The organism is Actinoplanes sp. NPDC023801, from assembly GCF_040639655.1.
In the GTDB taxonomy this organism is placed as follows: domain Bacteria; phylum Actinomycetota; class Actinomycetes; order Mycobacteriales; family Micromonosporaceae; genus Actinoplanes.
Genome location: NZ_JBFAAI010000017.1, coordinates 120,808 through 142,611, shown reverse-complemented (window position 1 = coordinate 142,611; position 21,804 = coordinate 120,808). Strand labels below are relative to the sequence as shown.

The 21,804-nt window shown below is 70.5% G+C and carries 23 protein-coding genes; 14 read left to right on the top strand and 9 right to left on the bottom strand.

What is annotated here, in order from left to right; all coding sequences use genetic code 11:
- Positions 1 to 42: 42 nt before the first annotated feature.
- Positions 43 to 1,203: a histidine kinase gene (locus AB0G04_RS27960; protein ID WP_360988325.1), complete on the bottom strand. Its 1,161-nt coding sequence runs from the start codon at positions 1,201 to 1,203 to the stop codon at positions 43 to 45.
- Positions 1,204 to 1,313: 110 nt separating this feature from the next.
- On the opposite strand from AB0G04_RS27960, the gene AB0G04_RS27955 reads away from it, so the two are divergent.
- A complete protein-coding gene (locus AB0G04_RS27955; RefSeq protein WP_360988323.1) occupies positions 1,314 to 2,678 on the top strand; it encodes an alpha/beta hydrolase in 1,365 nt (454 codons plus the stop codon).
- A gap of 9 nt (positions 2,679 to 2,687) precedes the next feature.
- Here AB0G04_RS27955 and AB0G04_RS27950 read toward each other — a convergent pair whose 3' ends face one another.
- On the bottom strand, positions 2,688 to 3,479 hold the full coding sequence (locus AB0G04_RS27950; RefSeq protein ID WP_360988321.1) for a GntR family transcriptional regulator: 792 nt from the start codon (positions 3,477 to 3,479) through the stop codon (positions 2,688 to 2,690).
- Positions 3,480 to 3,783: 304 nt separating this feature from the next.
- Between AB0G04_RS27950 and AB0G04_RS27945 the strand changes: the two genes are divergently transcribed.
- The 3 genes from AB0G04_RS27945 to AB0G04_RS27935 all read left to right on the top strand — a co-directional run bounded on the left by AB0G04_RS27945 (position 3,784) and on the right by AB0G04_RS27935 (position 5,442).
- Positions 3,784 to 4,194, top strand: a complete 411-nt coding sequence (locus AB0G04_RS27945) for a DUF6232 family protein (protein WP_360988319.1) — start codon at positions 3,784 to 3,786, stop codon at positions 4,192 to 4,194.
- Positions 4,195 to 4,308: 114 nt separating this feature from the next.
- Positions 4,309 to 5,229, top strand: coding sequence for a helix-turn-helix transcriptional regulator (locus tag AB0G04_RS27940; RefSeq protein ID WP_360988317.1), 921 nt, complete (start codon positions 4,309 to 4,311; stop codon positions 5,227 to 5,229).
- A 21-nt stretch (positions 5,230 to 5,250) separates the two neighbouring features.
- The gene (locus tag AB0G04_RS27935) at positions 5,251 to 5,442 is read left to right on the top strand and encodes a DUF397 domain-containing protein (protein ID WP_360988315.1); all 192 of its coding nucleotides are present in this window, start codon (positions 5,251 to 5,253) and stop codon (positions 5,440 to 5,442) included.
- A gap of 48 nt (positions 5,443 to 5,490) precedes the next feature.
- On the opposite strand, the gene AB0G04_RS27930 is transcribed toward AB0G04_RS27935, so the two are convergent.
- Positions 5,491 to 6,360: a PAC2 family protein gene (locus tag AB0G04_RS27930; protein ID WP_360988313.1), complete on the bottom strand. Its 870-nt coding sequence runs from the start codon at positions 6,358 to 6,360 to the stop codon at positions 5,491 to 5,493.
- A gap of 125 nt (positions 6,361 to 6,485) precedes the next feature.
- Here AB0G04_RS27930 and AB0G04_RS27925 point away from each other — a divergent pair, with 125 nt between their 5' ends.
- The 3 genes from AB0G04_RS27925 (at position 6,486) to AB0G04_RS27915 (ending at position 7,887) form a co-directional block, all read left to right on the top strand.
- Positions 6,486 to 7,040, top strand: coding sequence for a hypothetical protein (locus tag AB0G04_RS27925; RefSeq protein ID WP_360988311.1), 555 nt, complete (start codon positions 6,486 to 6,488; stop codon positions 7,038 to 7,040).
- 80 nt (positions 7,041 to 7,120) lie between these two features.
- Positions 7,121 to 7,450 carry a metalloregulator ArsR/SmtB family transcription factor gene (locus AB0G04_RS27920; RefSeq protein WP_360988309.1) on the top strand — a complete coding sequence of 110 codons (330 nt, stop codon included), beginning with the start codon at positions 7,121 to 7,123 and terminating at the stop codon, positions 7,448 to 7,450.
- Positions 7,447 to 7,887, top strand: coding sequence for an SRPBCC domain-containing protein (locus AB0G04_RS27915; RefSeq protein ID WP_360988307.1), 441 nt, complete (start codon positions 7,447 to 7,449; stop codon positions 7,885 to 7,887). The genes AB0G04_RS27920 and AB0G04_RS27915 overlap by 4 nt, the downstream gene beginning before the upstream one ends.
- Before the next feature lie 58 nt (positions 7,888 to 7,945).
- On the opposite strand, the gene AB0G04_RS27910 is transcribed toward AB0G04_RS27915, so the two are convergent.
- Both AB0G04_RS27910 and AB0G04_RS27905 read right to left on the bottom strand, forming a co-directional pair.
- Positions 7,946 to 10,480, bottom strand: a complete 2,535-nt coding sequence (locus AB0G04_RS27910; RefSeq protein ID WP_360988305.1) for an ABC transporter permease — start codon at positions 10,478 to 10,480, stop codon at positions 7,946 to 7,948.
- On the bottom strand, positions 10,480 to 11,247 hold the full coding sequence (locus tag AB0G04_RS27905; RefSeq protein WP_360988303.1) for an ABC transporter ATP-binding protein: 768 nt from the start codon (positions 11,245 to 11,247) through the stop codon (positions 10,480 to 10,482). Before AB0G04_RS27905 ends, AB0G04_RS27910 begins: the two co-directional genes overlap by 1 nt.
- 197 nt (positions 11,248 to 11,444) lie before the next feature.
- Here AB0G04_RS27905 and AB0G04_RS27900 point away from each other — a divergent pair, with 197 nt between their 5' ends.
- Positions 11,445 to 12,161, top strand: coding sequence for a neutral zinc metallopeptidase (locus tag AB0G04_RS27900; RefSeq protein WP_360988301.1), 717 nt, complete (start codon positions 11,445 to 11,447; stop codon positions 12,159 to 12,161).
- 68 nt (positions 12,162 to 12,229) lie between these two features.
- Positions 12,230 to 12,865: an HAD family phosphatase gene (locus tag AB0G04_RS27895; RefSeq protein ID WP_360988451.1), complete on the top strand. Its 636-nt coding sequence runs from the start codon at positions 12,230 to 12,232 to the stop codon at positions 12,863 to 12,865.
- A 71-nt stretch (positions 12,866 to 12,936) separates the two neighbouring features.
- Here AB0G04_RS27895 and AB0G04_RS27890 read toward each other — a convergent pair whose 3' ends face one another.
- Genes AB0G04_RS27890 through AB0G04_RS27880 form a run of 3 tightly spaced genes read right to left on the bottom strand, consistent with a single transcriptional unit; the run spans position 12,937 to position 15,138 of the window.
- Positions 12,937 to 13,680, bottom strand: coding sequence for a response regulator transcription factor (locus AB0G04_RS27890; protein ID WP_360988299.1), 744 nt, complete (start codon positions 13,678 to 13,680; stop codon positions 12,937 to 12,939).
- A complete protein-coding gene (locus AB0G04_RS27885) occupies positions 13,662 to 13,925 on the bottom strand; it encodes a hypothetical protein (protein WP_360988297.1) in 264 nt (87 codons plus the stop codon). Before AB0G04_RS27885 ends, AB0G04_RS27890 begins: the two co-directional genes overlap by 19 nt.
- Positions 13,918 to 15,138, bottom strand: a complete 1,221-nt coding sequence (locus tag AB0G04_RS27880) for a PD-(D/E)XK nuclease family protein (protein ID WP_360988449.1) — start codon at positions 15,136 to 15,138, stop codon at positions 13,918 to 13,920. Before AB0G04_RS27880 ends, AB0G04_RS27885 begins: the two co-directional genes overlap by 8 nt.
- A gap of 242 nt (positions 15,139 to 15,380) precedes the next feature.
- Here AB0G04_RS27880 and AB0G04_RS27875 point away from each other — a divergent pair, with 242 nt between their 5' ends.
- The 3 genes from AB0G04_RS27875 (at position 15,381) to AB0G04_RS27865 (ending at position 18,244) form a co-directional block, all read left to right on the top strand.
- Positions 15,381 to 16,472 carry a site-2 protease family protein gene (locus tag AB0G04_RS27875; protein WP_360988447.1) on the top strand — a complete coding sequence of 364 codons (1,092 nt, stop codon included), beginning with the start codon at positions 15,381 to 15,383 and terminating at the stop codon, positions 16,470 to 16,472.
- A gap of 21 nt (positions 16,473 to 16,493) precedes the next feature.
- Positions 16,494 to 17,429, top strand: a complete 936-nt coding sequence (locus AB0G04_RS27870; RefSeq protein WP_360988295.1) for a tRNA (adenine-N1)-methyltransferase — start codon at positions 16,494 to 16,496, stop codon at positions 17,427 to 17,429.
- A gap of 224 nt (positions 17,430 to 17,653) precedes the next feature.
- On the top strand, positions 17,654 to 18,244 hold the full coding sequence (locus AB0G04_RS27865) for a hypothetical protein (protein WP_093611934.1): 591 nt from the start codon (positions 17,654 to 17,656) through the stop codon (positions 18,242 to 18,244).
- 46 nt (positions 18,245 to 18,290) lie between these two features.
- On the opposite strand, the gene AB0G04_RS27860 is transcribed toward AB0G04_RS27865, so the two are convergent.
- Entirely contained in the window at positions 18,291 to 18,575 is a 285-nt protein-coding gene (locus AB0G04_RS27860) for a ferredoxin (RefSeq protein ID WP_360988293.1), read from the bottom strand.
- 174 nt (positions 18,576 to 18,749) lie between these two features.
- On the opposite strand from AB0G04_RS27860, the gene arc reads away from it, so the two are divergent.
- Positions 18,750 to 20,531: a proteasome ATPase gene (gene arc / locus AB0G04_RS27855; protein ID WP_360988291.1), complete on the top strand. Its 1,782-nt coding sequence runs from the start codon at positions 18,750 to 18,752 to the stop codon at positions 20,529 to 20,531.
- Positions 20,532 to 20,590: 59 nt separating this feature from the next.
- Entirely contained in the window at positions 20,591 to 21,772 is a 1,182-nt protein-coding gene (locus AB0G04_RS27850; protein WP_360988289.1) for an acyltransferase, read from the top strand.
- Positions 21,773 to 21,804 lie beyond the last annotated feature (32 nt).

The following is a 21,804-nucleotide window of genomic DNA, read 5'->3' as shown; positions in this document are numbered from 1 at the left end:
TCGGGCCGGCCGGAACCGTGATGCGGGCCTGGCGGGCCGGGGTCAGGACGGCCACGGCAGCTCGGCCTCGAGGCGGAACTCGCCCCGCTCGGCGCGGTGGGTGACGCGGCCACCGGCCTGGGCCACCCGTTCGCCGATGCCGAGCAGGCCCCGGCCGCCGCTGTGGGGGCCGCCTGCGGAGCCCGTACCGGAGAAGGGATTGACGACGGTGATGCGCAATGCCCGGCCGGCGCCGCCGGCCAGGACCACCGCGGCGGCCGGCGCTGATCCGTGTCTGCGGGCGTTGGTCAGTCCTTCCTGGACGATCCGGTACGCCGTGCGACCGAGCTGTGCCGGCAGGCCGTCGGAGGGCACGCCGTTGTCGTAGTCGACCGTCATGCCGGCCTCCCGTGCGCTGCTGATCAGGCCGGACATGTCGGCGAGTCCGGGCTGCGGCGGCTCGGGCCGCCCGCTCGGTACACCGATCACCGAGCGTAGTTCCTCCAGGGCCTCGTGGGCGCTGCCGCGGATTGCCCCGGCGGCGATCGACAACTCCTCCGGTGAGACGCCGGCTCGCACCTCGAGGGCGCCCGCATGCAGGCTGATCAGGGACATCCGGTGGGCCAGGACGTCGTGCGTCTCGCGGGCGATGCGGGCCCGCTCGGTGAGCCTGGCCTGTTCCTCGCGGAGATGCTGTTCGGCCTCCAGCCTGGCCGCGTGCTCACGCAGCGAGGTCGTCAGGCGGCGGTACGCCTGCACGAAGAGCCCCCAGCCCATGGCTGCGGCGGTGACCACCGAGCGCACCAGCAGGTCCATCCAGATCCCGTAGCCGGGCCGGTCGTGCAGCAGGAAGTAGAGGACACCGGTGCCGACGTTGATCAGGCCGAGCACCAGCAGCAGCGGTGGCCGCCGGCGGATCGCCACGGTGAACAGCGCCACGATGATCGGACCGGTCGAGGCCACCGAGACCGCGCCGAACGGCAGCACCGCGACAGCGACCGCCAGTGGGTGCCGGCGCCGGACGGTCAGGGCCGCGGCGCACAGCAGGCCCAGTGCCAGATCGGCCTGCCACGGCAGTGCCGCGCCCGCCCGGGTGGCGTCGCCGAGCAGCATCATCACCGTGCCGTAGAACAGGGCGAGGACAATGGCGACGGTGTCAGCGGCCCGGTTCCGGGCCGTGTTCCGGCCGGAACCGGGGTCGGGCACCAGAAGCGCGAAGAACATGCCGCAACCCTAGGTTCTGACCGAAGGCTTCCGGGACCTACCAAAGTATGTTCCTGATCGGTTCCATCGGCCGCTGTGGACGAACCGGCCGGCCACGGATGCTGCCGGGCATGACCTCATTCATCGGCGCTTTCCTGCTCGCGGCCGCCTGGGGCGTGACGGCCGGTCTCTGGACCCCACGCGGACCGCTCACCGGGGTGGAGGCGCTCGCGTCCATCGTGATCAGCGCCGGCGTCGGCGTTCTGGCCGGCCGGTTGACGCGGTCCCGGTGGGCGATCCTGACAACCCCGATCGGGTACGCCGTAGCGCTCGAACTGACCAGGCTGAGTGTGTCCGGCCCTTCCGTGGACCTGCCGCAACCGACGCTGCTCGGCATCCTCGTCCTGGTCACCGGCCGTGGCCTGCACGGCCTGCTGGCCCTGTTGCCCATGATGGCCGGCGCCGCCTACGGCCACCGCCGCCCGGCCCGCACCCGGTTCCGGCGGGTCGCCGGCCGGGTCGCCGCGGGTCTCGCCACCGCCGTGACCGTCGCCGTCGCCGTCGCGGTGGCGATTCCGGCCCGGACGCCGGCGATTGCGGGCGGTGTCGCCGAACTGGCCCGGGTCGGCGACCTGGGCGTAATGATCCGTGGCGGGTCGGCGGGGCTGCCGGTGCTGCTCTATGTGCCGGGCCCGCCGGGCGGCTCGGAGACCGGGACGATGCGCCGCCGGGTATCCGGCCTGGAGCGACATTTCGTGGTGGCGACCCTGGACCGGCGCGGCGGGGGAGCGTCGGCCGGCGGTCTCGGGCGCGACGCGGCGGTCACCGTGGACACCGAGGTCGCCGACATCCTCGCCGTCACCGATCACCTGCGGGCACGTTTCGGGCAGGATCGGATCTTTCTGCTCGGGCACTCCGGCGGCTCGATCCCGGCGGTTCTGGCCGCCCACCGCCGCCCTGAGCTGTACCGCGCCTACGTCGGCACCGGGCAGGCCGTCGATCTGCGGGCCTCCGACCAGCTGTTCTACGCCGATGTGATGGCCTGGGCGCGGGCCGGCGGCCGCGACGACGTGGTGTCGCAGCTGACGCGGCAGGGGCCACCACCGTGGCCGGACGCCTACGACTACGAGACCTTCCAGCTGTACGGCACCCAGGCGTACGGACTGCCGGAGCCACCGGTCGACCTGGGCGTCCCGGAGCACACCTTCCTGCAGAACGCCCACTTCATGACCACGATGCTGGACACCTGGGACGCTCTCTACCCCCGCATGCAGGACGTCGACCTGCACCGGGACGTGCCGGACCTGACGATCCCGGCCTACTTCGTGCAGGGCGGCCGGGAGATGCGCGGCCTGGCCGTGGAGTTCGCGTCCTGGTATGAGGCACTGCGGTCGCCGGACAAGCGGCTGGTCACCTTCCCGGAGGCGGGTCACCGGCCGATGGCGGAGCAACCGGACCGGTTCGTCGCCACGCTCGCGGGCCTGCCGCGGGGTTAGCGGGAAGCTTCAGGCCAGCGTCAGCCCCGGGTCCGGGTCGGGATCCGGGGCGGGTGCCGGGATCCGGTACTCCTCGGTCAGCGTGGTCATCGGTCCGGGCCAGGTCGCCTGCGCCACCTCGATCGGCTTGCGGGTCTCGTCGAAGGCGACATGTAGCAGGTGGAGCACCGGGGTGTCCGGCCGGATCTGCAGGATCTCGGCCTCCTCACGGCTCGGCTGCCGGGCGCTGATCGTGTCGGTCGCCGAGGTGTAGCGGCGGCCCAGCACCTCCTCGGCCTCCTGGTAGAGGGGCCGGCCGAACGCCTCCATGCGTTCCAGTGAGGTGCCGGTGGCGTCGGTGACCCGGAACCAGGAGGCGCCGAGCTCGACGGTGGCGTCGTCGGTGCGTACGACATGTCGCCGGACCAGCATCTCCGTGCCGTCACGCACCCCGAAGGCGTCGGCGACCTCGGGCGGTGCCGCTTCCCGGCCGACGCCGGTCAGCTGCTGCCGGTACCGGGCGGCCAGGTCGGCGTGGTAGCCGCGGTGCGCGCCGTACCGGCCGCGGGACAGCCGGTTCAGGCGCCGGCGGGTGCCGCGCACGTACGTACCGGAACCGGGTTTGGTGATCAGGATGCCCTCGACCCGCAGCTGGTCGACGGTGCGCTGCACGGTCTGCTTAGCGACGCCGAACATCTCCGCCATGGCGGGGATGGACGGCAGCCTCTCGCCCGGCTGCCAGTCCCCGCGCCGGATGCGTTCCCGCAGCTGGGATGCGATCTGCCGGTGCGGGAACTCGGCGGCTCCCGGATTGATGTTCATGCCCGTCTCCTTCCAGCTAGGTTCCTAGGATGCGGTACGGGATGCGTGCTCAGCGGCACGACACGCGTGAAAACCCGTGAGTGAATTCGTCTATCAGCTACAAGGCTGTCAGGCATCTGGCGGATGCGTGTGATTAGCCCCATACTGAATCCACGTTAAGGGCGATGGGGATCAATTGAAGAGGCGGCGACCAGTAGCCGCTGGTCGCCGCCGAGGCCTCTCGCTCATGGGGGAGGAGAGCCTTGTCAACCGCTATCTTCGTGCACCCCTCCTCCGTCGTGCAAGCCGAGGGGAGGGGTGAGAGTTGCCGGTCTTCTACCGAGGTCCGAGAGCCATCATCACGCACCAGGTCGTCGAGGTGTCGAAGGAGCACCGGAGACTCTACGTGGTGGCCGAGATGAGCGAGCTCCACATCGTCCGGTTCGACCCCGCGCCGGACGATGCGGGAAGGTACGTGGCTGGGGTGTCGGCCCTGGTCGCGGCGGTCATGGCGGTTCCCGTGGTGGGTCCCGCATCGCTCCTGCTGACCATCGTGGTGTCGGCGGCGCTCGGCATCGGTGCCGTGCTCTGCCTACGGCCCCGATCGGGCCGCTGGTGGCAGCTGCGAGCCGGCTACCGGGGCGACGTCATCGAGATCTTCGCATCCCGTGACGAGCGCGAGTTCTCCGAGTTCTGCCGTGGCCTGGTTCGTTCCCTGGAGTACGGGGAGTCCTGACCCGACAGTGGGAACCCTACGGTATTCTTCGGCAGGCTTGCGATGATGCAGTCTGCAACATAGCAGTCACGGGCGATTAGCGACTTTAGCGCTCAATGATTGGTTAGGGGATGGATGTCGGCTGCGCGCGACGAGTTGCCCGCTGTTGCTAGACGGCGCGTGCGATTGGCGTTGCGCGCGGCCCGCGAAGGCACCGGGCTGAGCCAGATCGAGGTGGCCAAGCAGCTTGGGTGGTCGCTCTCGAAGGTGCAGCGCATCGAGTTGGGTGAGGTCACTATCTCGCCCACCGACCTCCGCGCGGTGCTCGACGTCTACCAGGTCACCGACGCCGAGCACATCGCGCGGCTGAGCGCCGACGCCCGGACCGCCCGGCGCGAGCGTTACTGGATCTCCCAGGAGTATCGGGACCATCTTCCTCCGGGTCTGGTGCAGCTACTGCAGTTCGAGCGGGCGGCGACGACCATCCGGGAGTACCACTCGACGTTGATCCCCGCATATCTGCAGACGCCGGCCGTTGCGGAGGCGATTCTCGCCTGGTTCGGCCAGAGCCTGAGCGAGGAGCGGCGGCGGGTGCGCCGTGACGTACGTCTGGCCCGTCGGGAGCAGGTGCTCAAGCGCGAGAATCCACCGCATTTCTGTCTGTTGCTGGACGAGTCCGCGCTGTGGCGCACGGTCGGGGGCCCGGCTGCGGCGGTTGAGCAGTTCGAGGAACTCGCCGCCACGTCCCGGTGGCCGAACGTGCACATCCGGGTGTTGCCGATGGACGACGGCATGATGATGGGGACCTTCGGCTACTTCATGGCGCTGGACCTCAGCGATGATCCTTCCGACGCGGTGCTGTACCGGGAGGAGTACATGCGCGATGAGGTCATCGAGGACCCGGCGCAGGTCGAGTATCACCGTGACGCTTTCGAGCGGTTCTGGAAGCGAGCGCTCAGCGTCGAAGCCAGCCGGGCGCTCATCCTTGCCCGGGTTTACGACCTTCGGGCGAGGATTGCCAGAGATCTGAGCCAAGATCAGGGCATGGAGTCCTGATTCCCGCATGAGAGGTTCGAGATGAAACCAACCACAACGGTGTGGCAGCGTAGTAGTTATTGCTCGAACGGAGCCTGTGTTGAGGTGGCGCAGGTCGATGGCACCGTCCGGCTCCGTGATGGTAAAAATCCCAGTCAGCCCGCTCTGGTCTTCACATATGAGCAGTGGGCTGGATTCCAGCACCAGGTCATAGCTATCGGGAAGTCCTCCTGAAGCCGGCCAAACGAAGAACGGGCGTCCCGCTGGGACGCCCGTTTCGTTTCACCAGGAGCCGGCGGTCGGGCCCGCGGAGCCGCCGCGGCGGCGCAGGTACTTCTCGAACTCGCTGGCGATCTCGTCGCCGGTCAGCGGCTGGATGCCGGCGTCCCCGACCCTCTCCTCGAGCTCCCGGACGTACTCGCCGAGTTCGGCGTCCTGCTCGGCGGCGGCCCGGACCCGCTTCTCCCACTCGTCGGCCTGTTCGGCCAGGTCGGCCATGGGGACCGGCAGGTCGAGGACGTCCTCGATCCGGCTGAGCAGCGACAGGGTGGCCTTCGGGCAGGGCGGGTTGTTGGCGTAGTGCGGGACGTGCACCCAGAACGACAGTGCGTCCAGTTCAGCGCGGCCGGCCGCCTCCTGCAGCACGCCGACGATGCCGGTCGGGCCGTCGTAGCGGGTCGGCACGACCTTGTACTTCTCGGCCGTGTCACGGTCGCTGGCGGTGCCGCTGATCGGGAGGGGCCGGGTGTACGGCACATCGGCCAGCAGGGCGCCCAAAAGCACGATCCGGGAGACCTCCAGGCTGTGACAGATCTCCAGCACCGACTCGCAGAAGGTGCGCCACCGCATGCTCGGCTCGATGCCGCGGATCAGGACCACGTCACGGTCGGCGCCGGGCGGACTGGCCACGGTGAACCGGGTGGTCGGCCACTCGATCTTGCGGGTCTCGCCCTCGGCCATGGTGATGGTGGGCCGGCTGACCTGGAAGTCGTAGAAGTCCTCGGGGTCGATGCTGGTGACCTCCCGGGCCTCCCAGACCTGCTCGAGGTGTTCCACGGCCGCGGTCGAAGCGTCCGCAGCATCGTTCCACCCCTCGAAGGCGGCGATGGCCACGGGGGAGCGGAGCAGCGGAAGGCCGTCGAACTCAGTCATGGCACACAGCCTACGTGCGGGCGCGGGAACGTACCCGACGGCCGCGCCGGGCCCCTGGGGTCATCGATCATGCTCACTGTCGATACCACACACCAAGTCGTTTATATCCGGGCATAATGCAGCATATGGCCGACCATGTGGATCAGGTGCTCGGGCCCACCGACGACACCGTCAGCTTCTTCCAGGCGCGCGGCATGTTCTACGTGACCGCGTTGTGGGTCCTGGCCGCCGCCTGGCTGCCGATGCTCCTGATCACCCTGCTGGTCCGGGCTGCCGCCGGGCACCGGCCCCGGGCCGGCGACATCGTGGTCCTCGCCGAGCTCACCCTGATCGTCCCGGCGGTGGCGGCCGCCGCTCTGATGCTGCTCGTCTGGCGTCGCCTCGGCTGGCTGCACACCTCGGTGCACGGACTGGACTTCGCCGCCACCGGCCGCCGCCCGATCCATCTGCCCTGGTCGGGCATCGCCGCCGTGGCACTGCACGGCCGTGGCCCGTTCACCGAGCTGGTGATCACCCCGATCGCCGAGGACTACGCGAGTGAGCTGCCCGGTCGGGGCGGCGCGCCTCGTGTGCGCCGGCGGGGCGGGGAGTTCGCGTACATCATCGATGTGGGCCTGATGTCCCCCGGACCCGAGGTCCTTCTCGCCGAGCTGCACCGGCGTATCCCCAGCAAGGTTTGACAGGCGCCGCCGGCGTGGTTAGGTTCTTAACCTATCCGTTAATTAACCGGGGCGTTAAATAAAGACGAGGGCGTACGACAGTGGCGGATCGCCTGAGCGTGATCTTCTCGGCGCTGGCCGACCCCACACGCCGCGCCATCCTGGCCCGTCTCGCCGACGGCGAGGCCACCGTGAACGAGCTCGCCGAGCCGTTCGACATCAGCCTGCCGGCGATCTCCCGGCACCTCAAAGTGCTGGAGAACGCGGGACTGATCTCCCGCAGCCGTTCCGCGCAGTGGCGTTCCAGTCGTCTGGAGCCCGCACCGCTGCGGGAGGCGACCGCGTGGATGGAGCGCTACCGGCGCTTCTGGGACGACAACCTCGACCGCCTCGACGCCCATCTCCGACGTATTCAGGAGGACGACCAGTGACCGACCTCGTCATCACCCGCATCTTCGACGCCCCGCGTCACCTGGTGTACCAAGCCTTCATCGACCCCGACCAGCTGGCCGCGTGGTTCGGCCCGGTCGGCTGGTCGGTTCCCCGCGACACGATCGACATCGATGCCCGCCCCGGTGGCAAGCAGGTCTTCACCATGGTCAATGACGACGACCCGTCGATGTCGTCGCCGGTGAACGCCACCTTCCTCGAGGTCGTCGAGAACGAGCTGCTTGTCGGTGAGGAGGACGTCAGCCACATCCCGGACTTCGGCGCCGACAAGCTGCGGCTACGCATCGAGTTCTACGAGGAGGACGGCGGCCGCACCCGCCTGGTGGTGACGCAGAGCCCGTTCCCCGAGGTGATGGCGGACGGCGCCCGCGAGGGCTGGGGGTCCAGCTTCACCAAGCTCGACAAGATCCTGGCCTGACCGGCGGGACACCGACGGCCCCGGCCGGAGCCGGGGCCGTCCGCGTCCGCGTGGGCGGTCAGTCGTGCGCGATGGCGTTCAGGACGTTGAGACGGGCGGCCCTGATCGACGGCACGACGGCGGCGATCACACCGACGAGCGCGGCCAGCACCAGGTAGGTGGCCATCCGGTCCCAGGGCAGGACGATCTGGGTGATGCCGTCGTCCTTCAGAGCCCGGGCGACCGCGCTGCCCATCCCCGCCCCGACCGCGACGCCGAGCAGCGCGCCGAAGACCGCGATGACGACCGCCTCGACGGTGATCATGCGCATGGTCTGGGCGCGGCCCAGGCCGACGGCGCGGAGCAGGCCCAGTTCCCGGGTGCGTTCCAGGACGGACAGCGCCAGCGTGTTGATCACGCCGAGCACCGCGATCAGGATGGCCAGGCCCAGCAGGATCTGGATCATCATGATCAACTGGTCGAAGACGGCGGCTTGGTCGTCGACGAAGGTCTGCTGGTCCAGCGCGGAAACCTCCGGACTGTCCGCCACCAGCGCCTTGACCTGCGGCAGCACCGAGGACACGGTGATGCCGTCGTCGAGGCGGATGAAGCCCAGGACCGGCTGGCTGATGCCGAAGCCCTTGATCGCCTCGGCCGGCATGATGATGCTGCCGGGCAGCGCGTTCTCCGGGAAGACCACGGCGACGGTGTACGTGTGCGGGTCGCCCCGCGCCGTCTGGACCGTGACCGTGGTCCCGGTCTGCCAGCCGCGCTCGGCCGCCTCCGGAGCGCTGACCGCGATCTGGTCCGCCGTCAGTCTCGGTGCCGTCGTCCCGTAGGCCTCGGCCATCACCGACAGGTCCCGGGTGGCGGCCACATAGGTGCGGTCCTCGCCGATCGCCACCAGGTCGTTCCAGAGGCCGGCCGCCGCCCGCACGCCGGGGATCTGCGCGGCGCGATCGAGCACGGCCGGATCGTACGTCGGCGGCCGCGGCCCGCCCTGATCGCCACTGATCATGATCTGGGCCTTGAGGATCCGCGCCGCCTCCGCCTTCAGGCTGCTCTTGGCCGAATCCATGACCACGGTGACCCCGGTGACCAGGGCGATGCCGACCATCAGGGCGGCCGCCGTGATCGCCGTGCGGCGCGGGTTGCGGCCCGAGTTGAGCCGGCCCAGCCGGCCCGGCACCGACCACGAGAACAGCCGGCCCAGCAGCGACACGACCGGCCGGCTGATCAGCGGGGTGAGCAGCGCGATCCCGATGAAGGTGACCAGCACCCCGCCGAGGATCAGGTAGAGGGTGGCGTCACCGGCGTCGGCGAACAGGCCGGTGCCGAGGGCCGCCGCACCGGCCGAGGCGACCACGGCACCGGCGACGGTGATCTTCGTGAGCGGGCGGTCCGGGGTGGCGACGTCCTGCATGGCGGCGACCGGGGCGATCCGGGAGGCGCGCAGCGCGGGCAGCACCGCGGCTACCACGGTCACCAGAATCCCCACCGCGAACGAACTGATCACCGCGGACAGCGGCACGCCCAGCGGAGCCAGGTCCATGCCACCACCCATGCTGCTGAACAGCGCGCCCAGCCCGGCGCCCGCACCGACTCCGGCGGCCAGGCCGAGGACCGAGGCGATCACGCCGACCACGACGGCCTCCACCAGCACCGAATTGATCACCTGGCGGCGGCTGGCGCCGATCGCCCGCAGCAGCGCCAGTTCGCGGGTCCGTTGCGCCACCACGATCGAGAACGTGTTGAGGATCAGGAAGATGCCGACGAACAGCGCGATACCGGCGAAGCCCAGCAGGATCTGGTTGAAGAAGCCCATACCCTCCTTGAGATCCGCGGAGTTCTGGGCGGCGAGCTGGTCGCCGGTCTTGACGTCGTACCCGGAACCGAGCACCGGGGCGAGCCGGTCACGCAGCTGCTCCGGAGTGACCCCGTCGGCGGCCGCGACGGTCACCGAGGTGAACACGTCCTTCTCGCCGAGCATCAGCTCCTGCGCGACCGGGGTGGTGAACGCGACCTCCTGCAGACCGCTGATGCTGTCCCGGCCACCGGTGTAGCCCCAGACACCGACCAGGGTGAACTCCCGTTTCGGCTGCTGGGTCAGAACCGGGACCCGGTCACCGACCCGGTACCCGGCGAGTTCGGCGGTGGTGGCGTTCATGGCGATCTCGCCGGCCGCCTCCGGTCCGCGGCCGGCACGCATCTCCATCGTCGCGTCGGCGCCGGTCCAGTTGGAGCCGATCCGGGGCGGGCCGAACGAGGTGAGCACCTTGCCGTCGGTGGCGATCACCCGCGCACCGTCCGCGTCGACGCGGCCGGTCGCCGACCGTACGCCCGGCTGGGTCTTGATCGTCTCCACGACGGACGCCGGGAAGGGCGCCGCGACGTCCTCTCCCTCCCTCTCCGAGACGTCGACCTTGGGCTTTGCAGCGACCGAGACGTCGGTCGCCGCGTAGGCGGAGGCGAAGATCGAATCGAACGAACGGTTCAGCGTGTCGGTCAGCACCAGCGCGCCGGACACGAACATCACGCCGAGGATCACCGCGAGACCGGAGAGGACCAGCCGCAGTTTCCGGGCGAGCAGGCTCTTGAGAGTGGCGCGGAACATCAGAGCATCACCGGGTCGCTCGGCGCGTCCAGCCGCTTCATGGTGTCCAGCACGGTCTCCGCGGTCGGGTCCGCCAGCTCGTCGACGATCGAACCGTCGGCCAGGAAGACCACCCGGTCGGCGTAGCTCGCCGCCACCGGGTCGTGGGTGACCATCACGATGGTCTGCCCGTGCTCGCGCACGCTGGAACGCAGGAACGCCAGCACCTCACCGCCGGACCGGGAGTCCAGATTGCCGGTCGGCTCGTCCGCGAAGATCACGTCCGGGCGGCCCATCAGGGCCCGTGCGCACGCCACCCGCTGCTGCTGGCCGCCGGAGAGCTGACTCGGCCGGTGCCCCAGACGGTCGGAGAGCCCGACCGTGGCGATCACCGTGTCCCACCACTGGGGGTCGGCCTTGCGGCCGGCGATGTCCAGCGGCAGCGTGATGTTCTCCGCCGCGCTCAGCGTCGGCAGCAGGTTGAACTGCTGGAAGATGAAACCGACCCGGTCACGCCGCAGGCGGGTCAGAGCCTTGTCGCCGAGCGTGCTGATCTCGGTGCCGCCGATGTGGACCGTGCCCTTGTCGACCGTGTCCAGGCCCGCCAGGCAGTGCATGAGCGTCGACTTGCCGCTGCCGGACGGGCCCATGATGGCCGTGAACCGGCCCCTGCCGAACTCGGCGCTGACCCCTCGCAGCGCCACGACCTGGGCCTCGCCCGAGCCGTACACCTTCCAGATCTCCCCCGCACGCGCCGCTACCGGCCCGCCGGCATTCGTCGCTGCCACCGTGTCTCCCCCTGTGGTGTCGATTTCCGTCCGGCTCAGTGTTCCGGCGTGCGGGCCCGGCGGCGTCCGTCCCCCGGCGTACACCGACGCGGAGATTTCCCTGGGGGTGGCACCCAGGGGACTCTCAGGGGACTCCCTGAGCCGGTCGATCTTGGTCGATCCGGATTACCGTGGAAACTCCCGTCCTGGAGGACCGCATGCGCGCTCGACCGGCACAGCTCCGGGCCCTTCTCGTCGCTCTCACCGCGGTCGTGCTGACCGCCGGCTGCATGCCTGTGCCGGAACAACCGCCCGGCAGCCGGCCCGCCGCCACACCCGGCGCCACCGGCACCGGCGACCTCGGTCCCGAGGGCACCGACACACCCGAGGAGTTCGAGCAGGACATGCGGGTGGCGCAACACGTCGCGGAGCTCTACTGGAGCCAGCGGCTCGGCTCAGGCTTCCAGCCGGTGCGAGAGATCCTCACGTACGAGCGCGACGGCGAACTCGACTGCGCCGGGCAACCACTGCCGCGTAACAACGCCGTCTACTGCTCGGCCGGAGACTTCATCGCCTACGACGTCAACTGGGCGTTCGCCGCGTTCCGGCAGCTCGGCGACGCGTTTGTGTACTACCTGCTCGGTCACGAGTACGCGCACGCCATTCAGGCCCGGCTCGGCATCCGCAAGGAGTTCACCATCGAACAGGAACTCCAGGCCGACTGCATGGCCGGGGCGTTCATCGGCGACAAGGTCCGCGACAAGACCCTCAGCATGGAATCCGACGACACCAAGGAACTCGCCGACGGACTGGAAGCCGTCGGCGACGACCCCGACCAGCCGTGGTTCGCCCCCGGCGCACACGGATCACCCGGCCAGCGATTCCAGTCCTTCGCCGACGGATACGAGGAGTCGCTCGAACGTTGCGGGCTCTGAGGCCACCATCACAATCGATCGGCGCCCGGCCATGACGACCGGAGAATGGTGCGGTGAATCCTGCCGCCGTGCTCTTCGACATGGACGGGACGCTGGTCGACAGCGAGCGGATCTGGGGCATCGCCCTGGCCGAACTCGCCGTACACGCCGGCGGCGTCCTCTCCGACACCGCCCGACTGGCCATGGTCGGCACCAGCATGGCCCGCAGCATGCAGATCTTCCGCGACGACCTGGGACAGCCCGACCGGCCCGAGGCACCGGACGTGGCCTGGCTGAGCAGCCGGGTCGAGGAACTGTTCGCCGGCGGCCTGGTGTGGCGGCCCGGCGCCATGGAACTGCTGCTCGCCGTACGGGCGGCCGGCATACCGACCGCGCTCGTCACGTCCACCGGCCGGCGGCTGGTCGACGTGGCCCTCAAGACCCTCGGCCCGGAGAACTTCGACGTCGTCGTCTGCGGTGACGAGGTACAGCGGCCGAAACCGGACCCCGAGCCCTACCGGACCGCCGCCGCAATGCTCGGCGTCCCGATCGGGTCATGCGTGGCGGTCGAGGACTCACCCAGCGGGGTGGCCAGCGCGTCCGCCGCCGGCGCGGTGGTGCTGGCGGTGCCGGCCGAGCTGGAGCTGGCGCCGGTCGACGGGGTGCACCTGCGGTCCACCCTGGCGGGCGTCGACATCGCCTACCTGGCCGGCCTGCTGGTCTGACGGGCCCTCCACGCCGGCCGGCTTGTTGGTGGTGTTGTCCTCCCGCTTCGTGTGCCGTGCTGGGCGCCGGGTCAGGAGCCCGGCCGGACCAGACCCGTCTCGTATGCCAGGGCGACGGCCTGGGTCCGGTCGCGCAGGCGCAGCTTGGCCAGCACGTGGCCGACGTGCGTCTTCACGGTGGTCTCGCTGACACCGAGGAGCCCGGCGATCTCACTGTTGCTGCGCCCGCGGGCGACGTGCACCAGGACCTCGCGTTCCCGGCCGGTCAGCGGGGCCAGCCGGGCGGCCGCGATGCCTGGTTGCTCGGCGGGCAGCGCCGCGGCGATCCGGTTGAGGATCCGGGCCAGCACCGGTGGGGTGATGACCGCGCCACCGGCGGCGACGGCCCGTACGGCGGCGACCAGCTCCTCGCGCGGGGTGTCCTTGCACAGGTAACCCGCGGCGCCGGCGGCGATCGCGGCGACCACCTCGTCGTCGCTGTCCCGGTCGGTCAGCAGCAGCACCGGCACCGCGAGCCGCGCCTCCGTGACCGCCCGGGCCACGCCCAGACCGCCGAGCCGGGGCAGTGCGACGTCCGAGATCAGCACATCCGGCAGCAGGCGCCGGGCGAGGTCGACCGCCTCGGTCCCGTCACCGGCCTCCCCGGCCACGACGATCTCCCGCTGCGTGACGGGTCCGTGCCCGCCTGCCGCATCGGGATCGCCGTCGCGGGGTGCGTCCGAAGCGGTGAGAACCGTCCGCAGGCCGGCCCGGTGCAGGGGAGCGGCGTCGGCGACGAGCACACGCAGCGGTCCGGTCACGGCCCGGCCACCCACCCGCCGGAACCGCCGCCCATCAGGCCGTCGCTCACCAAGCCAGCGCCCGCAAGTCCGTCGTCCACCAGTCCGTCGTCCACCGAGCCGGCGCTCACCAAGCCAGCGCCCGCCAGTCCGTCGTCCACCAGTCCGTCGCCCGCCATGCCGGCGTTCACCAAGTTGTCGCCCATCAGGCCGTGTCTCAACAGTCCGGCGGCAGTGCCGTGAGCGGCCGGCGGCGTCAGCGGATCGGCCGGGTCAGCCAAGAGGGTCGTCCCGGAGCAGGGTGCCGACACGGTCGGGTTCCTGGTCGCCGGTGACGTCGGCGGGGGGCGCGGCGACCGGGTAGGGCGGCGGGGTGCCCCCGAACTCAGGGCACAGGCTCTGGTGGCTGCACCAGCCGCACAGGCGGCTCGGTTTGGGGCGGAAGTCCTGGCTGCGCTTGGCGCGCTCGATCGCCTGGGACAGGGCGATCAGGGTGCGCTCGAAACGCTCCAGCTCGCCGGCGTCGGGGCTGTAGTCGAGGGCTTCGGCGTCCTTCAGGTAGAGCAGCCGCAGCGCTCGCGGCACAGTCCCGCGGGCGCGCCACAGGACCAGGGCGTAGAACTTGAGCTGGAACAGGGCCCGACCCTCGAAGGCCTCCCGTGGGGCGCCGCCGGTCTTGTAGTCGACGACGCGCAGGTCGCCCGCGGGTGAGACGTCGAGGCGGTCGATGTAGCCGCGGAGCAACAGCTCGTCGCCGATCATCGTGGAGATCAGGGTCTCGCGCTCGGCCGGCTGCAGACGGCGCGGGTCCTCCACGGCGAAGTAGCCGGCCAGCAGGTCACGGGCACCGGCCAGGAAAGCGGCGATCCGGGCCGCCTCCGCCGACCCGCCCGGGATGTCGATGAGCGCCGCCTGGCCGGTCGCGTCGATCTCGGCCTCGACCGCCGCGGGGTCACGCACCGGCGCCGCAGTGGGGCCGGGGTCACCGCCGGCCGCCCCCGTGCCGGAGCCGGTGCCGTCCGGGCGGGGAGCAGGTGGTGCAGAAGCAGCCCCGGCAGAAGCAGCCCCGGCAGAAGCAGCCCCGGCAGAAGCAGCTGGTGCAGAAGCAGCCGCTCGAGAGGCGGAGGCGGTCACGGCCGGGCTGGTGGCGGCGGGACCGGCGGAGCCGGAGGGGGCAGGCCGGCCCCGGCCTGGTGGCTCGGTGGCGAACAGGGAGGCGAGCTCGGGCTCCTGGGCGACCAGCTTGTCCCACTCGGGGGCGACCAGGGCGGACGCAGCCTCCGGGGTGCGGTCGGCGGCGGGCAGGTCGAACAGGCGCTCCAGGACGGCGTGCACAAGAGTGCCCCGGACCTGGTCGGCCGAGGGCGTCTCGGGCAGCTTGTCGACGGTGCGGAAGCGGAACAGCAGCGGGCAGGTCTTGAAGTCGGCCGCCCGGGAGGGCGACAGCGACGGCCCGGCCGGGGTCTCCGGCCGGCGGGACCGGGCGGGGGGCACCACCGGCGTCTCGCCGGGCTGCGGGGGCGGGGAGACCGGCTGGGCCGCCATGGGAGAGAGCGCCGTCATGTCACAGAGGCTAGGCCAGGGGTACGACGAAAAACGCGGGGTGGGTCCGGTGCGGGCGTGTCCGTAGCATCGATCGCGTGGAGCAGAGCCAGGGACCGCGCGAGCCGTCACCGGATCGGCAGCCGGGTCCGCAGGCGGGGCCGCCGCCGGGCATCGGGCGGCCGGTCGGGCACGTGGCCGGCATCCCGGTGCACGCGAACGCGTCGATGGTGCTGCTCGCGGTGCTGGTAACGGTGGTGTACGGGAACTACGCCCGCGCCGAGCTGGGGCTCGTGCAGCCGTGGGCGTACCTGGTGGGCCTCGGTTTCGTGGTCTGCCTGCTCGGTTCGGTGCTGTTGCACGAGCTGGGCCACGCGCTGACCGCCCGCCGCTTCGGCATCGGCGTGCGCCGGATCACGCTGGAGCTTCTCAGCGGCTGGACCGAGATGGACCGGGACGCACCCGCCCCGCGGGTGGACGCCCTCGTCTCGCTGGCCGGCCCGGCGGTGTCGCTGCTGCTCGGCGGGGTGGCGACGGCGGGCGCGCTGGTGCTCCCGGACCGGACGGTGGCCGGGGAGATCGCCTTCCAGCTGGCACTGAGCAATGTGCTGGTGGCGTTCTTCAACGTGCTTCCGGGCCTGCCGCTGGACGGCGGCCGGGCGTTGCGGGCGCTGCTGTGGGCGGTGCTGAAGGACCGGAACCGGGCGACCGTGGTGGCCGGCTGGGCGGGCCGGGCGCTGGCGCTGCTGACCGCGGCCGTGTCGATCGTGCTCTACCGGGTGGGCCTGGTCACTCTGCTGGGTCTTGTCTTCGTGCTGCTGGTGGTGCTGACCCTCTGGCAGGGTGCCGGGCAGTCGATCCGGCTGGGCCGGATGACCGGCCGGTTCCCGCTCGTCGACCTGGGGACGCTGGTGCGTCCGGTGCTGGCGGTGCCGGCCGGGACACCACTGGGGGAGGCGCAGCGGCGCCGGGCCGAGGACCCGAGACCGGACGTGGTGCTGGCGGTCTCCGACTCTGCGGGTAGCCTCACCGCACTGGTCGATCCGGTCGCCGCCGAGCGGGTTCCGGTCGACCGGCGGCCCTGGGTGAGCGTGGAGAGCGTGGCCCGGTCCCGTGACGCACTGACCACGCTGCCACCCGGACTCACCGGTGAGCAGGTGGTTCGCGCGCTGCAGGCCCACCCTGGCGCCCAGTACCTGGTGACCGCAGGCGAGGATGTCGTGGGCGTCCTGCGGGTCGCCGACGTGGCCGCCGTCCTGGAACCGCGGCGTGCGAGCCGTAATTAGCGATCTCCTGAGAGAAGAGCAGTGACCACAACCTCAGCCACCGTCGTCGACGACGTGCCCGCGCACCGCGGGCCGTTCCGGGCGGGCGACCGCGTTCAGCTCACCGACCCGAAGGGGCGGATGCACACGATCGTGCTGGAACCCGGGAAGGCGTTCCACACCCACCGCGGCGCTCTGCAGCACGACGAGCTGATCGGTCTGCCGGACGGCAGCGTCATCACCGCGACCAGCGGCACCGCCTACCTGGCGCTGCGCCCGCTGCTGTCGGACTACGTGCTGTCGATGCCGCGCGGCGCGCAGGTGATCTACCCGAAGGACGCGGCCCAGATCGTCGCGATGGGCGACGTCTTCCCGGGCGCGAAAGTCCTCGAGGCGGGTGCCGGCTCGGGTGCGCTGACCTGCTCGCTGCTGCGGGCCGTCGGCAGTTCGGGTGAGGTGCACAGCTACGAGCTGCGCGACGACTTCGCGGCGATCGCCCGCAAGAACGTGGAGGCGTTCTTCGGTGGCCCGCATCCGGCCTGGCACCTGCACCACGGCGACGTGGCCGGTAACGACATCAGTGGTTTCGACCGGATCATCCTGGACATGCTGACCCCGTGGGAGGCCCTCGACATGGTCGAGAAGGCGCTCATCCCGGGCGGCGTGTTCATCGGCTACGTGGCGACCACCCCGCAGCTGTCCGAGCTGGTCGAGGCGCTGCGTGAGCGGGGTGGCTGGACCGAGCCGCGCGCGTGGGAGTCGCTGGTGCGCGACTGGCACGCCGACGGTCTCGCGGTCCGGCCGGACCACCGGATGATCGCGCACACCGCGTTCCTGGTGTCGGCACGCAAGCTCGCGCCCGGTGTCACGGCGCCGCCCCGGCGGCGTAAACCGAGCAAGGGCGCCGAGGCGTACGCGATTCGCAAGGCGACCCAGGCGGCACTGGCCGCGCAGGCCGTGGAGGCGGCGAGCGACTGAGGCCGCCCTTGAGTCGGGCGGCGGCGAGCGACGGACCGCCCGTCAGGCCGGCGGTGACGTAACGTTCCGTAAGGTCGGCGGGGGACCGAAGCCGTGGCTTGGTGACCGTCCGTGAGGCTGGCGGCGGCCCGGCCGCCCGCGGAGGCGGCGGGGGAGTGACCGCCGTTGCTGGCGTCGGGTAGGTTCCCTGAGGGTTTCCGGCTCGGGAGGACAGGAGTGGCGCGATGAGCTCTCCGCCGTTCGGCGGCAGCAACGAGATGCCTGCCGTCTTCCCGGACTGGTCGCCCTACCCGGACCTGGATTCGGCGGCGCGTGCCTATCTGCGTGACCCCGAGGTGGCTCTGGAAGCGCTCTTCGGGGTGCTGCGTGGAGCGCAAGTGCTGTGTTTCACACTCGAGCGCTTCGTCAACGAGGTGAACGGGGTGTGGCAGGAGGTCGTCGTCTGCGACGGCAGCCGCCTCGTGCTCTGGCACGGCGAGGACGTGGCGCCCGGCGACGGCCCGGTCGGTGCGATGACGTCGTCGTTGCGGGTGGTGCCGCTGTCCACGGTCACCGAGGTGGGATGCCGGCGGCGGCTCACCCGCACCCCGAACGGTCAGGCCCGGGTCGACAGCATCGACGTGTATCTGCTGCTCAGCTCGGTGGATGATGCGGTGCCGCCGCCCGGTGTGGGCGAGGATGAGGGCCGGGCGCCGCTCCGGCACGACGCGTTGCGGTTCGGCAAGACACTCGACGACGGCGGTGCCGGCCAGATCGCCCGCCTGGAGGAGTTCTCCCGGGTGGTCGCGTCCCTGGTCGGCCGGCCCACCCTCTGAGAGCCCCGGGTGGGCCGTCCGGCCCTTGGAGAGGCCCGAGGCCGGGTCAGGCGTCCGGGCCGGCCACCTCGACGCCGTCGGCCGAGCGCTCCACGTGGATGCAGTCGCCGGGACATTCCTTCGCCGAGTCGATGACCTCGAGCAGCAGCTGCCGCGGCACGTCCGCGCGGACGCCCGGTGCCTGGAGCAACTCGCCGGTGCCGTTTTTCACGTAGGCGAGGCCGTCGATGTCGAGTTCGAACACTTCCGGGGCGTACTGGACACAGAGTCCGTCGCCGGTGCAGAGATCCTGATCGATCCAGACCCGCAGCTCATCAGTGTCCGACGCCACATCTACCTCCTGCAACCCGTCGGGGCCGACGGTACCCGAACTCTGTCCGACCGGCTCAGCCGCGGTCGGACCAATCGATCAAGAGTCGGTGACGAGGGTGTTGCATGGGTCAAAAACAGTTTCTGAACGGCTAGTGTTGAGCCAAGACGTTCAAGCCCCCCGGGGAGGTGGGACGTGGCACGTAGCGACGATGAGAACTCCCGCGCCGCACGATGGGAGAAGGAGGCCAACGATCTCTCGAGCCAGGTCGCGTTCCTGCAAGAGGAACTAGCTCTGGTCCGGAGAAAGTTGACCGAGAGCCCCCGGCACGTCCGGCAGCTCGAGGAACGGCTCGCGGCAACGCAGGCGCAGCTCTCCCGAGTGACGGAAAACAACGAGCGGCTCGTGGCAACCCTGAAGGAAGCCAGAGCCCAGATCGTCACTCTCAAGGAAGAGATTGACCGGCTAGCCCAGCCGCCGAGCGGCTACGGCGTGTTCCTGGCGGCACACGAGGACGGCACGGTGGACGTGTTCACCGGCGGCCGCAAGCTGCGGGTGGCGGTCTCGCCGTCGCTCGCCGCCGACGAGCTCCAGCGGGGACAGGAAGTCCTGCTGAACGACGCTCTCAACGTCGTCGACGCGTTCGGGTTCGAGCGCACCGGCGAGGTGGTCTCGCTCAAGGAGGTCCTGGACAACCCGTCCGGCGGCCCCCGTGACCGGGCGCTTGTCATGTCGCACGCCGACGAGGAGCGCATCGTGTTCCTCGCCGACTCGCTCGACGTCAGCAAGCTGCGCGCCGGTGACTCGCTGATGATCGAGCCCCGCTCGGCGTACGCCTATGAGCGGATCCCGAAGAGCGAGGTCGAGGAGCTCGTCCTGGAGGAGGTGCCCGACGTCGACTACACCGACATCGGTGGCCTGCACTCCCAGATCGAGCAGATCCGCGACGCCGTGGAGCTCCCGTTCCTGCACGCGGACCTGTTCCGGGAGCACCAGCTGCGCCCGCCGAAGGGCATCCTGCTCTACGGCCCGCCCGGCTGTGGCAAGACCCTGATCGCGAAGGCGGTGGCCAACTCGCTGGCCAAGAAGATCGCCGAGCGGCGTGGTGAGGAGAAGCACACCAGCTACTTCCTCAACATCAAGGGCCCGGAGCTGCTCAACAAGTACGTGGGTGAGACCGAGCGGCACATCCGCCTGGTCTTCCAGCGGGCCCGTGAGAAGGCCGGCGAGGGCACCCCGGTGATCGTCTTCTTCGACGAGATGGACTCGATCTTCCGGACCCGTGGTTCGGGTGTCTCCAGTGACGTGGAGAACACGATCGTCCCCCAGCTGCTCAGCGAGATCGACGGTGTCGAGGGCCTGGAGAACGTGATCGTCATCGGCGCCTCCAACCGGGAAGACATGATCGACCCGGCGATCCTGCGCCCCGGACGACTCGACGTGAAGATCAAGATCGAGCGCCCGGACGCCGAGGCGGCGAAGGACATCTTCGCCAAGTACATCCTGGCGGACCTGCCGCTGAGCTCGGACGACCTGACCGAGCACGGTGGCAACCGGGACGCCACGGTCGCCGCGATGATCGAGGCGGTCGTCCTGCGGATGTACACCGAGACGGAGGAGAACCGCTTCCTGGAGGTCACCTACGCCAACGGTGACAAGGAGGTCCTGTACTTCAAGGACTTCAACTCCGGCGCGATGATCCAGAACATCGTCGACCGCGGCAAGAAGATGGCGATCAAGGAGTTCCTCACCTCCGGCAAGAAGGGACTGCGGCTGCAGCACCTGCTCGACAGCTGCGTCGACGAGTTCCGGGAGAACGAGGACCTGCCGAACACCACCAACCCGGACGACTGGGCCCGCATCTCCGGCAAGAAGGGTGAGCGGATCGTCTACATCCGTACGCTCGTCTCCGGTGGCAAGGGCGCCGAGGCCGGCCGGTCCATCGAGACCGCGACGAACACCGGTCAGTACCTGTAAGACGCGTTACGGTGCGGGGCCGGAGGGTTTCCCTCCGGCCCCGCCCTCGTTCAACCCGTATGACCCAAGGCCGCCTGGCATGGCTCGATGCCCTCCGCGGCTGGGCCGCGATCATCGTGGCGTTGTTTCACGTCAGCCCGCTCGTCCTCGGTACCACCCTGCACCTGCGAATCTTCGGCGTCATCGACCTCGGCAAGTACGGTGTGCTGCTGTTCTTCCTGGTCAGCGGCTATGTCATCCCGATGTCGCTGGAACGGCACGGCGATCTGCGGCGTTTCTGGGTCGGCCGGCTGCTGCGGATCTATCCGGCCTACCTGCTCGCGGTCGCCGTCGCACTGACCCTGGGCGCCGCCGGGCTGATGCGCATGCCCGGCCAGGTCGCCACCGAGACCACCACCGCGATCCTCGGGCACGCCACCATGCTGCAGGACCTGCTCGGCACCCGTGGCGTGGTGCGCCCGTTCTGGACGCTCTCGTTCGAGATGGCGTTCTACCTGATCGTGGCCGGCCTCTTCGCGTGGCGGCGGCACCGGGACAGTGCCTGGTGGGCGGCGGGACTGACCGTCGTGGCCGCGGTGGGCCCGCCGGACGATCTGCTCGGCGCGACGGCCGCCGGCCGCCGGATCACCGCGGTGGTGGCCTTCCTGCTGCTGGCCGGCGGACTCTGCGCGTACATCATCGGCCGCAGGCCCCTCGCCCTCGCCGCCGGTGCCGCCGGGATCTGCGCCGTCGCCCTGCCGCTTCTCAACGGTCATGCCACCGATGAGGTGACCAGCCGGTCGTCGGCCCAGGCCGCGCAGATGCTCGCGGTGATGTTCGCCGGAACGGTGATCTACCGGGCCCAGCACGGGGAGATCCGGCGGCCCGCCGCGGCGGTCGTCCTGCTCCTGGTCGCCATCGGGGTGGCCGTGCAGATCAAGCCGTCCGTCGCGGCGGCGGTGGCGGCGACCTTCGCGCTCGCCTGGGCATTGCGGCGGCGAGGCGTCCCGGTCGCGCTGACCCGGCTCGGCGCGATCAGCTACTCGCTCTATCTGCTGCACATCCCGGTGCTCGCCGTGGTCCGCCGCTTCACCGACGACCCGGTCCTGACCGCTGTGGCGTTCGCTGCCGGCTCGCTCGCCGTGGCCTGGGCCGGTCATCGCTGGGTCGAACAACCCGCGCAAGCTCTGGCGCGGCGTTTCTCCCGGCACAGCCCCGCCGGGCCGCCGGAACCTCGCCGCACACCGGTAAGTGCCCGTTAACCGGCTCGTGGCCTCCAGGTGGAGGAAACACC

Excerpts from the sequence above, each read along its gene's own strand:
- AB0G04_RS27960 (WP_360988325.1), bottom strand. The coding sequence starts at position 1,203 with ATGTTCTTCGCGCTTCTGGTGCCCGACCCCGGTTCCGGCCGGAACACG.
- AB0G04_RS27955 (WP_360988323.1), top strand. The coding sequence starts at position 1,314 with ATGACCTCATTCATCGGCGCTTTCCTGCTCGCGGCCGCCTGGGGCGTG.
- AB0G04_RS27950 (WP_360988321.1), bottom strand. The coding sequence starts at position 3,479 with ATGAACATCAATCCGGGAGCCGCCGAGTTCCCGCACCGGCAGATCGCA.
- AB0G04_RS27940 (WP_360988317.1), top strand. The coding sequence starts at position 4,309 with ATGTCGGCTGCGCGCGACGAGTTGCCCGCTGTTGCTAGACGGCGCGTG.
- AB0G04_RS27935 (WP_360988315.1), top strand. The coding sequence starts at position 5,251 with ATGAAACCAACCACAACGGTGTGGCAGCGTAGTAGTTATTGCTCGAAC.
- AB0G04_RS27930 (WP_360988313.1), bottom strand. The coding sequence starts at position 6,360 with ATGACTGAGTTCGACGGCCTTCCGCTGCTCCGCTCCCCCGTGGCCATC.
- AB0G04_RS27925 (WP_360988311.1), top strand. The coding sequence starts at position 6,486 with ATGGCCGACCATGTGGATCAGGTGCTCGGGCCCACCGACGACACCGTC.
- AB0G04_RS27910 (WP_360988305.1), bottom strand. The coding sequence starts at position 10,480 with ATGTTCCGCGCCACTCTCAAGAGCCTGCTCGCCCGGAAACTGCGGCTG.
- AB0G04_RS27900 (WP_360988301.1), top strand. The coding sequence starts at position 11,445 with ATGCGCGCTCGACCGGCACAGCTCCGGGCCCTTCTCGTCGCTCTCACC.
- AB0G04_RS27865 (WP_093611934.1), top strand. The coding sequence starts at position 17,654 with ATGAGCTCTCCGCCGTTCGGCGGCAGCAACGAGATGCCTGCCGTCTTC.
- AB0G04_RS27850 (WP_360988289.1), top strand. The coding sequence starts at position 20,591 with ATGACCCAAGGCCGCCTGGCATGGCTCGATGCCCTCCGCGGCTGGGCC.